Source organism: Prauserella endophytica (genome assembly GCF_005146945.1).
GTDB lineage: Bacteria > Actinomycetota > Actinomycetes > Mycobacteriales > Pseudonocardiaceae > Prauserella_A > Prauserella_A endophytica.
In genome coordinates, this window is sequence record NZ_SWMS01000010.1 from 16,868 (window position 1) to 31,275 (window position 14,408).

The following is a 14,408-nucleotide window of genomic DNA, read 5'->3' on the forward strand; positions in this document are numbered from 1 at the left end:
CACTCTCATACGGTGCTCACATTGCGTGATCGGCCGGTTCCCCAGGCCTCACGCTCCACATCTCGAACAACGTTGCTCGACCAGTCTTTTGCGATACGACAGCAGTGCCGTTGCAGAGGAGGCAGGGATGCGAGATCCCGGAGTTGACGCGGTGATCCGGCAGTGGACGTCCGAGCGCGAGCAGAGCGCCGAGGACCGCGAGATCACCAGGATCGCGTCGGCGTGGCTGGCGGAGGCCCCGCAGACCTCCCAGCCGGCCCCGGGCATCCCGGGACAGCGCAGGAACACCGGTGCCGGCAGCTGGGCGCCGGTCGACGCCGCCGATCCCGGCTACCTCGCCGCCATGCGTGAGCGACTTCCCGAGGTCCCCGACGAGCTGCTGACGGCCGCGGCAGGCTGGTGGCAGATGATCGGCGACGTGAGCGAGGCCGAGGCGTGGTGGGACGCCGGCATCAGCCCGCTCGACCAGCGTGCGCTCGACTACCGGGCCGCGGGCCTCGCGCCCGCCGACCTGAGCAAGCGGCTCGGCCCGCTCACCGTGCTCGAGCACCTGCGTCGCGGCAGCGCCCCGGCGTGGTGCGTGGCCAGGCTCTCGCGCCAGCGCCGCGACGCCGCCAGCTGATCTCCTTCCAGTCCCCGTAACGCTAGGCTGCACCGGCTCGTTGTCAGTAGGTCACAAGGTCGGTCAGGTGGAGGCCCAGCGGTGCAGGATCCGGGGACGCGGGAGACGACGCGTCCAGGCTGGGCGGCCCTCGTCCGATTGGTCATCGTCGTCGCCGTGCTGGGCGTGGCGGGCGTGGGAGCGTGGCTCCTCGCCCGCGCGGGCACCCCGGAGGCGAGCCCGACGACCACCGACATCCCGGCGCTCCAGGTGGAGCCAGCCGACGTCGAGCCGGGATCGGTGATCCCGGCGGCCGACACGATCGCGGGTGCCGAGACCGGCGGCGGCGAGGTCCGGCCGCAGCAACAGGCGGGCGACCCGCTCGGGGCGTGGGCGGAACGGACGTCGGCCGCGGTCGGCGTCCCGGCAAGGGCCCTGCGGGCCTATGGCAACGCCGAGCTCGCGCTGCGGGCCCACCAGCCGGACTGCCGGATCTCCTGGGCGACCCTCGCCGGGATCGGCCGTGTCGAGTCGGATCACGGCCAGTACCGCGACGCGGTGCTGGGCGACGACGGCAGGCCGTCCACCCCGATCATCGGCGTCCCGCTCAACGGCTCCGCCGGGGTGCGGGCCATCCCCGACACCGACGGCGGCAGGCTCGACGGCGACCCGGTGCACGACCGGGCCGTCGGCCCGATGCAGTTCATCCCCTCGACCTGGGAGCGCTGGGCCAGCGACGGCAACGGTGACGGGCTCGCCGACCCGCATCAGATCGACGACGCGGCGCTCACCGCGGCCCGCTACCTGTGCGCGGGCGGGCGCGACATGGCCAGCGCCGAGGGCTGGTGGGCCGGGATCATGTCCTACAACAACTCCGTCGAGTACGCGCAGAAGGTCTTCGGCCTCGCCGACACCTACGCGAGGCAGGCCCAGACCGCGCAGGGCTGACCTGTGGCGGCCCTCACCTCGGGGTAGGTGCTAGTTTCGATGGCGTGTCCCCGAGCTCAACGACGGCACGCCGGCTCGCGATCGTCGGCGTCTCGGTGCTGAGCCTGGTGATCTGCTGCGGGCTCGCCTGGTGGCAGTGGGAGCGGTACTCCTCGGCCGGCGGCACGTTCCAGAACCTGGGTTACGTACTGCAGTGGCCGCTGTTCGGGCTCTTCCCGGCCTTCATGTTCTGGCGCATCCGCAGGCTGAGCCGTCAGGCGAAGGAAGCCGAGCAGCACGGCGCGAGCGGAGGGGACACGACGAGCAGTGGCCGGGCCGAGTGGGGCCGCAGGCCCGCCGAGGTCCCGGCGCCCCGTCCCGCCGCGCGCCAGGCTCCGTCCTCCGAGCCTGCCGACGACGAGGACGAGGAGCTGGCCGCCTACAACAGGTACCTGGCCGAGTTGAACGCCCGCGATCAAGAGGTGACATGACATGGTGACGACCGACCGCGACGAGACGCAGGCGGCTCCGGCCGCGACGTCCCTGCGTGGACCACTCCAGCGGTTCCGCATCGCGGCCTTCGCCACCGGCATCGGGCTGATCGGGCTGTGCGTGGTGATGATCGTGCGCTACGGCTTCGACAACCCGGGCCCGTCCGCGATCTATTCGCCCATCCACGGCGTGATCTACATGATCTACCTCGTCGTGGCGGTGGACCTCGCGCTCAAGGCCCGCTGGTCGGTGAAGGGGACCGTCGGCGTCCTGCTCGCCGGCTGCGTCCCCCTCCTTTCCTTCTACGTCGAGCGCAAGGTCACCCAGCGCGTCACCGAGGGCCGGAAGCTCTGACCGAGTACGGCGGCACGGTGCAGCCGCGCAGCGTCTCGGCGTCGATCGAGGCGGGGCGGTAGCCCGTTCCGGCCGTGAGCCGCGTGGTCATGGCGCCCACCGGGTCGGCCACCACGTCGGTGCGGCCGGAAAGGAACGCCCACTCGTGCTCGTCGGAGCCGAAGTACACGACCGTGCCGAACACCTCGGTGAACCGGCGCCACGCCGCGAGCAGCGTGTCGTTGCGCCACAGCGTCGGGCAGCCGGCCTGGCAGGTCACCACGCCACCGGGGGCGAGCACGGCTGCGCAGCTGCGCAGGAAGCCCGTCTCGTAGAGCCGGTTGTGCTGTGCCTGCTCGTCGGTGTTCTCGTCCGGCAGGTCGATCACCACGACGTCGTAGCGGGTCCGCGTGGTGGCGAGGAAGTCGAAGCCGTCGCGGTAGTGCACCCGCACCCGGCCCTCGCCCCGTTCGGCCTCGGCGAGCTCGGCAGGTGTGTAGCCGTAGGGCAGGTGCTCGGCGCACGCGCGCACGGCGAGGTGGTCGATGTCGACGTGGTGGACCAGCCCGGCGCCGTGGGCGACGGCGAGCTGGCTCGCGACGCCCTCGCTGGAACCGACCACCAGCACGTTGCGCACCTGGTCGGCCAGCAGCAGCGCGGGCACCATGAGCGCCTCGTGGTAGACGAGCTGGCTCTGCTCCGTGCTCTGCCGCTCGTCGTCGCAGAACAGCGTGATGCCCTGGGCGGTCCGCCCGATCACGACGTGCTGGAAGTCGGTGTGGGTGTCGAGGATGGTCTCCGACACGTCCCAGATCCGGGTGAGGCCGGGACCGAGCGGTTCGACGATCTGCTTGGTCATCTCACGCCCCCGCGGTGGTGGCCTGCCGTCCGCGCTGGACGGTCTTCATGGTCAGTGAGCCGGTGCCGAGCGCGGCGGCGAGCAGCCGCACGGCCTCCTCGGGATCGGCCCGGTCGCCGCACGTGAACACGTCGACGAACACCGCGCCGATCTCCGGATAGGTGTGCACCGAGGCGTGCGACTCGGCCAGCATGGCGAGCACGGTGACGCCCTGGGGCTCGAACCGGTGTGCGATCACCTCGCGCACGGTCGCCCCGGCCGTGGTCAGCGTGTCCGCGAGCGTGGTGCGCAGGAACCGCTCGTCGTCGAGCACTCCCGGCTCGATGCCGTCCAGCTCGGCCAGGACGTGCCTGCCGGAGAAAACGCCGACCTCGGCGAACTCACTCGGCACTCGGGGGCCTCCCTTCATGGATGCTGTGGATGCAGTAGGTGCGCAGGGGCGGGATACCGTTGAACGCCACAGACGAGTAGCTCGCCGTGTAGGCACCGGCGGAGAGGATGTCGATCCGGTCGCCCGGCCGCAAGGACAGGGGCAGCCGGTAGGGCGTCCGCTGGTACAGCACGTCGTCACCATCGCATGTCGGACCTGCGATGATCACCGGCCCGTCCGCCGTCGAGTGATCTGTGACAACCTCGAGCCGGTACGCGATCGCCTCGTTCTCCGTCTCGGCCAGCCCGTTGTAGCGGCCGACGTCGAGATACACCCAGCGTTCCGGGTCGTCGGCGGACTTGCGGGACACCAGCACGACCTCGCAGCGGATGAGCCCCGCCTCGGCGACGATCGCCCTGCCCGGTTCGAGCACCACCTCGGGTTCCTGCCCCGGAAGGTGCTCGCGCAGGGCCGCGCCGATCGCGGCGGCGTAGTCGGCCGGTGCGGGCGCCGGCCCGGTGTAGGCGACACTGATGCCGCCGCCGACGTTCAGCCTGCGCAGTGGCACGCCGTGTTCGGCCGTCGCCGTGAACACCTTGGCGGCGGAGGCGATCGCGAGGTCCCAGGCGCCGGTGTCGAGCTGCTGAGAGCCGACGTGGAAGCTGACCCCGGCTGGATCGAGGCCGAGTTCGGCGGCACGCAGCAGGAGCGGCACGGCCTGGTCGGCGGCGCAGCCGAACTTGCGGCCGAATGGCGTCACCGACGCGGGCGCCTCCACCAGCAGGCGCACCGACACCTCCGCGCCCGGCGCCCGCTCGGCGACGTTGACCAGGTCGCTCTCGGCTTCGACCACGTACTCGCGCACGCCCGCGCGGTGGGCGAACGCGATGTCGGCAGGCTTCTTGACCGTGTTGCCGTACGACAGCGTCTCCGGAGCGGCGCCCGCGGCGAGGCACAGCTCGATCTCCGCCGGGCTCGCGACGTCGAAGGAGGCGCCCGCGGCCACGAGCGCGCGCAGCACGGCGGGCTCGGGGTTGGCCTTGACGGCGTACTGGACGCGGCTGCCTTCGAAGGTCGCGGCCAGTGTGCGGTAGCGCTCCAGGACGGTGTCGACGTCGATCACGAGACAGGGAGTGGGCGGGTCGTGTTCGGCGAGGAAGCCGCGAATTCGATCGAGCGTGGTACTCACCCTGCCCAGCGTCTCAGGTCCCGGCGCGCCGTGGGAACGCGGCTCCATTCCGTGCGGAGCAGAGCGGCGCGCGAGCGGTGAAGTTGCAGTCCTGACCTCGGCGTCAGCTCTCGGCGCCACGGTGGGGAGGCGCCCATTCGAATAGCACGCCGGGTGCCGGAAATATATGGCTTTGGCCATTGTCCGAATAGTTCGCCGTGAAATGGCCGCGGCGCGAATCCGACCTTCGCGCGCGCTGTGCCGACAATTCCGGATGGAGGTGGAATGCGTCCCGGCGGCCTTCCTGGGCGCGCCGGACGGCGGCTCGGGCGCTGGGGGCCGCCGGCATCACGAACGTGGCTTGTCGCGATGTCCCGGAACGCGCTTCCGGGACCCTGATCACGGGTAAGGCCAGGCTAAATCGCAGGCTCACCCTGCTCGACCGGCTCCGGGGTCGCGTTCGGTCATGGTCAGCGGGGTGTCGTGGGGTAATGGGTGAATGATTCCCGAGATCGAAGCCGGTGTGGTTTACCCTGGGTAGCACGCCAAGATGGGAGAGCGGGGTCTGGACCGCAGTGTCCGCGATGTCACGCTTCGGTGAAGATCCCCTGGCCGAGACGCTGAACCCGTTAAGAAGCACCGGATACATCCCGTTCGCCGAAGCCACAACATCGGGGACTCTTTGGTGTGTTCACTCCACCGTGACGGCGTGTCGACTAGGCCGTTCGAGTGGCTAGAAGGTGTCCATTGCTCTATGTGGGTGATGCTTGATGCCTTGCTTGCCATGAATGCGGTAACCGAATTGCCGGGGACCGGATCGCCGTCGGGTGATTCGGTGGGCCACCGAAGAGTGAGAATCGGTATTTCCGCTGGTCACGGGCCATAGATCGAGAACATTTGCCGAGCACCCGATTGGTGTACGCTTTCTGGCACCTCGACCGAAGTCAATTGGGCACTGATGCGCGCCTGGACGCTGTGCAGTTCGCATGATGCGATGTGCGGTGCCCTCAGGGGGTTGACGGACGTCGTGCCGGTAGACGTACGAGAACGGCTGAATGCTGGCGAGGACCAGCGGCGAAGGATGGGCTCACATGCGGTACACGACTGGTCGCGTACGACACTTGGCCTCGCCTGACGGGACCCGGTAGGCGAGGAGCCATGAGCCGTCCGCAGTCAGCGAGCAAGCCGGAAGAGGAGTCACCTTCGTGACCGTTGCTGGAGAAGGTCAAGTGCCCGTGGGGACGCTTCTCGGCCAGCCGGCCCCGACGCCGTCCAAGTGGCGTGCCCTCGTGCGATGGCGCGACTGGAGCCTGCCCGTCAAGCTCGGCGCCGTCACGCTGGTCCCCATCGTCATCGCGCTCGTGCTGGGCGGCATCACGCTCGGCAACCAGATCGAGCGCTCCGACCGCTACGACCGCGTGGCGCAGCTCGCCGACCTCGGCGCCTCCACGCGCGCCGTGCTCGACGGCCTGCAGCGTGAGCGCACGCAGACAGCGCGGCTGCTCACCGACGGCTCCGGCCTGAACTCACCGGAGCTGCGCGACGCGCGAGCCGCCGTCGACCGCGCGGCCGGTCCGCTCACGTCCGCGGCGGGCGCCGCCGAGCTGGACGGCATCGCCGGCCCTCGTCAGGAGGTCAGCGATCAGCTGGGCCGGCTCGGCAGCCTGCGCGATCAGGTCGCCGCGGGCCAGGTCGGCCCCGTGCCGGCCGTCACCGAGTACTCGAGCATCACCTCGGCCCTGCTCAACCTCGACGTCGCGGTCGTGGCCGGCATGGGCGACGACGGCCTCGGCGGCACGCCGAGCGCACTGCACGACCTGCTAGTCGCGCGGGAAGAGGTGTCGGTCCAGCAGGCGCTGATCGGCTACGGCATCAGCCGCGGCGGTCTCGCGCCGAGCGAGTTCAACCAGGTCCGCACGTCGGACGTGCGGCTGACCGACCGACTCGCGGAGTTCCGCATCGCCGCCACCGGCGCCCAGCTCCAGGACTTCGACTCCACGGTCCGCGGGGACGACTTCGACAACCGCGACCGCGTGGTCAAGACGGTGCTGGCCGAGCAGGACTCGGGTGGCTCCGCGGGCTTCGGCTCGACCTCGGAGCAGCAGTGGGCCGACACCTCCGGCGCCGTGTTCACGAGCCTCGGAGACGTCAGCGACAGGCTCGGCGGCGAGCTCACCAGCACGGCGGGCGAGCTGGCCGACGGCGCGAGCACTGGCGTGGTCGTGCTCGCCGTGGTCCTCGTCATCGCGCTGCTGCTCGCGGCGGCCGTGGTCTTTCTCATCACGCGGCAGCTGCTGCGCTCGCTGAAGCTCTTGCGCACCAGGGCACTGGAGGTCGCCGAGCACGACCTGCCCTCGGCCGTGCGCACGATCCAGGAGGGCCGGTCGCAGAGCACGGACGTGCAGCCCGTGCCCGTCGGGACCAACGACGAGATCGGCGAGGTCGCCAGAGCGTTCGACGCCGTGCACAGCCAGGCGCTGCGCCTCGCCGTCGAGCAGGCCGGCATGCGCACCGGCTACGCGAGCGTGTTCGTCAACCTGTCGCGGCGCAGCCAGAGCCTCGTGCAGCGGCAGCTGCAGCTGATCGAGCGGCTCGAACGCGACGAGGAGGACGCCGACCAGCTGGCGACGCTGTTCCAGCTCGACCATCTCGCCACGCGCATGCGGCGCAACAACGAGAACCTCATGGTGCTTTCCGGCGCGGAGCCGGGCCGCAGGTCCGGCCAGCCCGTCAGCACCACCGACGTCCTGCGGGCCGCGGTGTCGGAGATCGAGCAGTACCAGCGGGTCGTGGTGCAGCCGCCGCCTCAGGTGCGGGTCGTCGGCTACGCCGCGGGCGACCTGGTCCGGCTCGTCGCCGAGCTGCTCGACAACGCCACCGCGTTCTCCGCGCCCGAGACACAGGTGACGGTGGCGACGCGGCAGCTGGAGGACGGCTCGCTGTCGATCGACATCATGGACCGCGGCATCGGCATGAACGAGGCCGAGGTGACGGAGGCCAACGCGCGCCTGACCGAGGCGGGCTCGGTGGACCTCGCCACGTCGCGCCGCATGGGCCTGTTCGTGGTCGGCCGGCTCGCGAGCAGGCACAACTTCGGCGTCGCCCTGCACGGCGGCAAGGACATCGTCGGGGTGCGTGCGACCGTGAAGGTGCCCGCTGAGCTCGTGATGGACGGCCAGGGCACGCCGCAGTCCATGCCCCCGCGGGGCGAGACCACCCCGCAGCTGCCACAGGCACCGCAGGCCTCGGCCCCCGCGGGTCAGGGCCCCGGCGGGCTGCCCCGCAGGCAGACCAACGGCGCGAGCAGGCCGGGTGCGCTGCCGGCGTTCTCGCAGGGCACGCCACCGCCCTCGGCCAACGAGGTGTCCGGCACAGCGTTGTTCACGCCGATCGGGCGCGACGAACCGGAGGAGGGGGCCCGCACTCAGCAGGTGCCACCGCCCAGGTGGCCCCAGCAGCACGACCAGCAGGCCGCGGCCGACGAGCCGTCCCGCAACGGCGTCGTGCCCCCGGAGACGGCGGCGGAGACCACCGCGGCCACCCCGGTCGTCACCGACGGCGCGGTTGCCGAGGACACGGAGGCCACCGAACGCACGCCGGCTCCCGGGGCGCCGTCCGAGGAGACCGGGCGGCAGCCGGATCCGGAGAAGGCGGCCGAGCCGGCAGCGGAGCAGCCGCAGGCCGACGATGCGCTGAGCGGCAAGGAACTCTTCGCCGCCAACAGCACCGTCGTGAGCGACTGGTGGAGCGCGGCCACCACGGCGAGCGACGCCGAGCGCCGCGCCCGGCAGAGCATGGACCCGTCGGAAACGACGCCGATCTTCGACGAGATGCTCTCGGTGTGGTTCCGCAGCGATGCCGACGCGTCGGCGTCCCAGGGCGGCCGCAGTGGCTGGGACTTCGCCGCGGACGAGCGGTGGCGCGCCGTGCAGGCCGTGTCGGAGGTGTCGCCTTCGGACTACACCAAGGCCGGACTTCCCAGGCGTCGCAAGGGAGAACAGCTCCTGCCCGGTAGCGCGGTCCCGCCGAGCCCGGCCCCGGACGCCGCGGCGAAGGAGAAGGACGGCAAGCCGGAACTGCCCGCGCGGGACCCGGTCGACGTGCGCAGCAGGCTCAGCAGCTTCCAGCAGGGCGTGAGCCGAGGCCGCAGGCAGAGCGGCGCGGCCGAGCCGGAGACCCCGGAGTCGCCCGCGGCCCAGCCGCAGGCCGAGCGGCCGAAGACCACCGCCTCGGGACTGCCACAGCGGCAGCCGAGGAAGAAGGCGGCACAGACGCCGGCACCGGCGCAGGCGGCGGACACCGCGGCGGCACGGCCGGCCGCGGAACCCGCGCCGCAGGCCGGTGCGAGCCAGGGCGCCGCTCCCGCCTCGGAGTGGGCGTTCGCCTCCGACGACCGGTGGCGGACCGTGCAGGCGGTTGCCGAGTCCTCGCCGTCGAGCTACACGGCGGCGGGCCTGCCGAGGCGCCGCAGGGGTGAACAGCTGCTTCCCGGCAGCGTGTCCGCATCGAGCACGACCGAGAGCCGGCCGAGGACCGAACGCGACCCCGCGGACGTCAGGGGCAGGCTCAGCAGCTTCCAGCAGGGTATTCGCCGAGGCAGGCATCGGACCGCTCAGGCGACCGAGAGCACTCAAGAGAAAGTGGAGGGTGAATGACCGCGCCGGAACGGGCTCAGCCCCAGCAGAATCAGTTCGGGTGGCTGGTGAACGACTTCGCCGAGCGGGTGCCCGGCGTGGCCCACGCCGTGGTGGTGTCGGCGGACGGGCTGCTGCTCACCGCCTCCAACCGGCTCCCCCTCGACCGGGCCGACCAGCTCGCCGCGGTCGCCTCCGGGCTCGTCAGCCTCACCCAGGGTGCGGCACGCTGCTTCGAGGCGGGCGCGGTCAACGAGACCGTCGTGGAGATGGAGCTCGGCATCATGGTGCTGATGTCCATCAGCGACGGCTCGTGCCTCGCCGTGCTGGCCGCGCCCAACTGCGACATCGGTCAGGTGGCGTACGAGATGACGCTGCTCGTCGACCGCGTCGGGCAGATCCTCACGCCGGAGCTGCGGGCTCAGCTGCAGGGCGCGGGCGGCCCGCTGGTCGGCGAACCGGTGGGATGACCGCGCGATGAGCACGGGGGCTGGATCCTCGGCCGAGGACGACCCGGGCACGTTCGCCGACGTGCTGGGCGGTTTCGCGCTGGGTTCCGGTCGTGTCCGTCGCAAGAAGGGCAAACGCAGGGACGACCCCGGTGAGGAAAACGGCCGGGAAGCACCACCGGCCACCCCGCCAGCCGAGGCGGAGGAGCGCGGTGAGACCCGGTCGTGGACCGGAGAGGAGCAGTTCGTGTCGGCCGAAGCCATTCCGTTCATACCGGCCACAGCGCCGAATCCAGCGGAGGAGACCGGTTTCGTCCGTCCGTACGCCATCACTGGCGGCCGGACGAAGGCGAACTATCCACTGGAGCTCGAGACCTTGGTCTCCACTCGCGAGGCCGCTGTGATTGCGGTGCCCGACCAGATCGAGCACCAGCTGATCATGGAAGAATGTCGAACCCCACGTTCGGTCGCCGAGATCGCTGCGGCTCTCCGTGTCCCGCTCGGCGTGGCGCGGGTGCTGATCAGTGACGCGGCGGACACGGGGCTGGTCACCGTGCACAAGACCATCTCCGGTGACGAGGGCGCCGAAGCGCATCTGATGTTGATGGAAAGGGTTTTGAGTGGACTCCGTCGGCTTTAAGGCACCGCGCGAAGCCGCGCCGAAGACGATGACGTCGGCCAAGATCGTCGTGGCCGGCGGGTTCGGGGCGGGCAAGACGACCTTCGTCGGGTCGGTGTCGGAGATCGTGCCGCTGACGACCGAGGCGATGATGACGGACGCCAGTACCGGCATCGACGATCTCGAGGCGACGCCCAACAAGGCCACGACGACCGTGGCCATGGATTTCGGCCGGGTATCTCTCGACGAGGATCTGATCCTGTACCTCTTCGGGACGCCCGGCCAACAGCGCTTCTGGTTCATGTGGGACGACCTGGTGCGCGGCGCGATCGGCGCCGTGGTGCTCGCCGACACCAGGCGGCTCGCCGACTCGTTCGCCCCGGTCGACTTCTTCGAGGACAGGGGCCTGCCCTACATCGTGGGGGTGAATACGTTCGACGGCGTGTTACACCACGACCTGAACGATGTTCGAGAGGCGTTGTCGATCGACCCGGCCATCCCGATCGTGCGCTGCGACGCCCGTGACCGGGAGTCCACCAAGCAAACCCTGATCACCCTGGTCGAGTACGCGATGCGCCAGTGGATCGCGCTGCGTTCCCCGGCCCCCGCCGGCTGAATCGATTCCGGGCGGCTGAGACCGCCGTCACGGTGAAGCTTGGGTTCAAAACAGTAGGAAGTCCAAGTATTTTGGAGGCATGACCTCCGAACTGCACCGGCCTGCGCACCCCGTCCGGTTCGTGACCGCGGCGAGCCTCTTCGACGGTCACGACGCGTCCATCAACATCATGCGGCGGATCCTCCAGTCGCAGGGCGCCGAGGTGGTCCACCTCGGCCACAACCGGTCGGTGGACGAGGTCGTCACGGCGGCGATCTCGGAGGACGTGCAGGGCGTGGCCATCAGCGCTTACCAGGGCGGGCACGTCGAGTACTTCACGTACCTCGTCGACCTGCTCCGGGAGCGCGGCGCCGGACACGTCAAGGTGTTCGGCGGCGGTGGCGGTGTCATCGTCCGCGAGGAGATCGAGCTGCTGCACTCCCGCGGCGTGGCGCGGATCTTCTCGCCGGACGACGGCCTCGAGATGGGCCTGCCCGGCATGATCAACTCGATGATCGCGGCGTGCGACGTCGACCTCGCGGCTCAGGAGACGGGGTCGGTCGACCAGCTGCTCTCCGGTGACGTCCGGACGCTCGCGCGCACCATCACGCGCCTGCAGCAGGAGGTTCTGCAGGGGGAGTGGCTCACCGCGATCCGGGACGCGGCGCGGACGCGCACGGTGCCGGTGCTCGGCATCACCGGCACCGGCGGCTCCGGCAAGTCGTCGCTCACCGACGAGCTGGTGCGCCGGTTCCGGCTCGACCAGGAGGACAAGCTCCGCATCGCCGTACTCGCGATCGACCCGACGCGGCGCAAGGGTGGCGGCGCGCTGCTCGGCGACCGCATCCGCATGAACTGCCTCGACGGCGACCGCGTGTTCTTCCGCTCGCTGGCCACGCGTACCACCAGCGGCGAGATCCCCGCCGGGCTCGACGACGCCATCCTGGCGTGCAAGGCCGCCGGCTACGACCTGGTGATCGTCGAGACGCCGGGTATCGGCCAGGGCGACGCCGGCATCGTCGACCACGTCGACCACGCGCTGTACGTGATGACGCCCGAGTTCGGCGCGGCCTCGCAGCTGGAGAAGATCGACATGCTCGACTTCGCCGACGCCGTGGCCATCAACAAGTTCGAGCGGCGAGGGGCGGAGGACGCGCGCCGCGACGTGGCCCGGCAGCTCGTGCGCAACCGCGAGGAGTTCCACGCCGCGCCCGAGGACATGCCGGTGTTCGGCACGAGCGCCGCGAAGTTCAACGACGACGGCGTCACGGCGCTGTACCAGCACCTGCGGGACCTGCTCGCCGGCAGCGGGCTGTCGGTGTCGACCGGGGTGCTGCCGAAGGCGGAGGGCAAGGTCTCCACCGAGCTCAGCACGATCATCCCCACCGACCGCACCCGCTACCTCGCCGACATCGCGGCCACCGTGCGCGGATACCACGACCGGACCGCGAGCCAGGTCGAGGCCGTCCGCAGGCGCGAGCACCTCGCCGCCGCCCGGGACGAACTGGCCGCGGCCGGCGCCGACACCGAGGCGCTCGACCGGCTGCTCGCCGACGCCGAGTCCGGTGTGGACGGTGCGACCGTGAAGCTGCTGGAGGAGTGGAAGCGCCTGGCCGACGAATACCGGGGCGAGGAGCTGGTGTTCAAGGTCCGCGACAAGGAGATCCACACGCAGCTGTGGCGGGAGACCCTGTCCGGCAACCGCGTGCCAAGGGTCGCGCTGCCGCGCTACAGCGACTCCGGCGAGCTGGTGTCGTTCCTGCGTCGCGAGAACCTGCCCGGCTACTTCCCTTACACGGCGGGTGTTTTCCCGTTCAAGCGCGAGGGCGAGGACCCGGCCCGCATGTTCGCGGGCGAGGGGGACGCGTTCCGCACCAACCGGCGGTTCAAGTACCTTTCCGCCGACTCCGAGGCCAAGCGGCTCTCGACGGCGTTCGACTCGGTGACACTCTACGGCTTCGACCCGGACACCCGGCCCGACATCTACGGCAAGGTCGGCACGTCCGGCGTCTCCATCGCGACGCTCGACGACATGAAGGCGCTCTACGACGGTTTCGACCTCACGGCGCCGAGCACGTCGGTTTCGATGACGATCAACGGCCCCGCCCCGACGATCCTCGCGTTCTTCCTCAACACCGCGATCGACCAGAAGCTCGACGCGTTCCGGGAGGAGCACGGGCGGGAGCCGTCGGCAGAGGAGGCCGGGCAGATCCGCGACTGGACGCTGCGGCAGGTGCGCGGCACCGTGCAGGCCGACATCCTCAAGGAGGACCAGGGTCAGAACACCTGCATCTTCTCCACCGAGTTCAGCCTGCGGATGATGGCCGACATCCAGGAGTGGTTCATCGAGAAGGGAGTCCGCAACTTCTACTCGGTGTCGATCTCCGGCTACCACATCGCGGAGGCCGGGGCCAACCCGATCTCACAGCTGGCCTTCACCCTCGCCAACGGGTTCACCTACGTCGAGTCCTACCTGGCGCGCGGCATGGACATCGACGATTTCGCGCCGAACCTGTCGTTCTTCTTCTCCAACGGCATGGACGCGGAGTACTCGGTGCTCGGCCGGGTCGCGCGGCGGATCTGGGCGGTCGCGATGCGGGAACGCTACGGCGCCAACGACCGGTCGCAGAAGCTCAAGTACCACGTGCAGACCTCGGGTCGCTCGCTGCACGCGCAGGAGATGAGCTTCAACGACATCCGCACAACGCTGCAGGCGCTGTGCGCGCTCTACGACAACGCGAACTCCTTGCACACCAACGCCTACGACGAGGCGATCACCACGCCGAGCGAGAGCTCGGTGCGCCGCGCGATGGCGATCCAGATGATCATCAACAAGGAGTGGGGCCTGTCGAAGAACGAGAACCCCCTGCAGGGCTCGTTCGTCATCGACGAGCTGACCGACCTCGTGGAGGAGGCCGTGCTCACCGAGTTCGACCGCATCTCCGAGCGCGGCGGCGTGCTGGGCGCCATGGAGACCGGATACCAGCGCGGCAAGATCCAGGACGAGTCGATCCTCTACGAGCGCCTCAAGCACGACGGCTCGCTGCCGATCGTCGGGGTGAACACCTTCCGGAACCCGCACGCCGACGAGGAGGAGGTGGAGGTCGAGCTGGCCCGCGCCACCGAGGAGCAGAAGCAGTCGCAGCTCGACCGGCTCGCCGACTTCCAGCGGCGCCACCACGACGAGGCGCAGCAGGCGCTCAAGGAGCTGCGGGAGGCGGCCACGCGCGGCGACAACGTGTTCGCGGTGCTGATGGACGCCGCGCGGGTGTGCTCGCTCGGCCAGATCACCGAGGCGTTCTTCGAGGTCGGAGGCCAGTACCGGCGCAACGTCTGAGCCGGAGGAACAATCGGCGCGCAC

General features: G+C 70.3%; 12 protein-coding genes. 9 read left to right on the forward strand and 3 right to left on the reverse strand.

What is annotated here, in order from left to right; all coding sequences use genetic code 11:
* The first annotated feature begins 127 nt into the window (after positions 1-127).
* The 4 genes from FCN18_RS18725 (at position 128) to FCN18_RS18740 (ending at position 2,374) form a co-directional block, all read left to right on the forward strand.
* A complete protein-coding gene (locus FCN18_RS18725; protein WP_112267104.1) occupies positions 128-622 on the forward strand; it encodes a helix-turn-helix transcriptional regulator in 495 nt (164 codons plus the stop codon).
* An 81-nt stretch (positions 623-703) separates the two neighbouring features.
* Entirely contained in the window at positions 704-1,549 is an 846-nt protein-coding gene (locus FCN18_RS18730; RefSeq protein ID WP_112267102.1) for a lytic transglycosylase domain-containing protein, read from the forward strand.
* Positions 1,550-1,593: 44 nt separating this feature from the next.
* Positions 1,594-2,019 carry a hypothetical protein gene (locus FCN18_RS18735; protein ID WP_112267100.1) on the forward strand — a complete coding sequence of 142 codons (426 nt, stop codon included), beginning with the start codon at positions 1,594-1,596 and terminating at the stop codon, positions 2,017-2,019.
* A 1-nt stretch (position 2,020) separates the two neighbouring features.
* Positions 2,021-2,374, forward strand: a complete 354-nt coding sequence (locus FCN18_RS18740; protein ID WP_112267098.1) for a DUF3817 domain-containing protein — start codon at positions 2,021-2,023, stop codon at positions 2,372-2,374.
* Here FCN18_RS18740 and FCN18_RS18745 read toward each other — a convergent pair.
* From FCN18_RS18745 to FCN18_RS18755, 3 genes are read right to left on the reverse strand one after another with little or no spacing between them, the layout of a single operon-like run.
* Positions 2,352-3,212: a spermidine synthase gene (locus tag FCN18_RS18745; RefSeq protein ID WP_137095726.1), complete on the reverse strand. Its 861-nt coding sequence runs from the start codon at positions 3,210-3,212 to the stop codon at positions 2,352-2,354. The two genes, FCN18_RS18740 and FCN18_RS18745, sit on opposite strands and share 23 nt — an antisense overlap.
* A 1-nt stretch (position 3,213) precedes the next feature.
* Positions 3,214-3,603, reverse strand: a complete 390-nt coding sequence (gene speD / locus FCN18_RS18750) for an adenosylmethionine decarboxylase (RefSeq protein ID WP_112267094.1) — start codon at positions 3,601-3,603, stop codon at positions 3,214-3,216.
* Positions 3,593-4,771 (reverse strand): type III PLP-dependent enzyme, encoded by a 1,179-nt coding sequence (locus FCN18_RS18755; RefSeq protein ID WP_112267092.1) that lies wholly within the window; start codon positions 4,769-4,771, stop codon positions 3,593-3,595. The genes speD and FCN18_RS18755 overlap by 11 nt, the downstream gene beginning before the upstream one ends.
* Before the next feature lie 1,208 nt (positions 4,772-5,979).
* Here FCN18_RS18755 and FCN18_RS18760 point away from each other — a divergent pair.
* From FCN18_RS18760 to icmF, 5 genes are all read left to right on the forward strand, one after another.
* Positions 5,980-9,405 (forward strand): sensor histidine kinase, encoded by a 3,426-nt coding sequence (locus FCN18_RS18760; RefSeq protein WP_170200577.1) that lies wholly within the window; start codon positions 5,980-5,982, stop codon positions 9,403-9,405.
* Positions 9,402-9,854: a roadblock/LC7 domain-containing protein gene (locus FCN18_RS18765; protein ID WP_110338650.1), complete on the forward strand. Its 453-nt coding sequence runs from the start codon at positions 9,402-9,404 to the stop codon at positions 9,852-9,854. Before FCN18_RS18760 ends, FCN18_RS18765 begins: the two co-directional genes overlap by 4 nt.
* A gap of 61 nt (positions 9,855-9,915) precedes the next feature.
* Positions 9,916-10,473 (forward strand): DUF742 domain-containing protein, encoded by a 558-nt coding sequence (locus FCN18_RS40185; protein ID WP_407675784.1) that lies wholly within the window; start codon positions 9,916-9,918, stop codon positions 10,471-10,473.
* On the forward strand, positions 10,454-11,068 hold the full coding sequence (locus FCN18_RS18775) for a GTP-binding protein (RefSeq protein WP_170200572.1): 615 nt from the start codon (positions 10,454-10,456) through the stop codon (positions 11,066-11,068). Before FCN18_RS40185 ends, FCN18_RS18775 begins: the two co-directional genes overlap by 20 nt.
* Positions 11,069-11,147: 79 nt before the next feature.
* Entirely contained in the window at positions 11,148-14,384 is a 3,237-nt protein-coding gene (gene icmF, locus FCN18_RS18780; RefSeq protein WP_112267088.1) for a fused isobutyryl-CoA mutase/GTPase IcmF, read from the forward strand.
* The last annotated feature ends 24 nt before the right edge of the window (positions 14,385-14,408 follow it).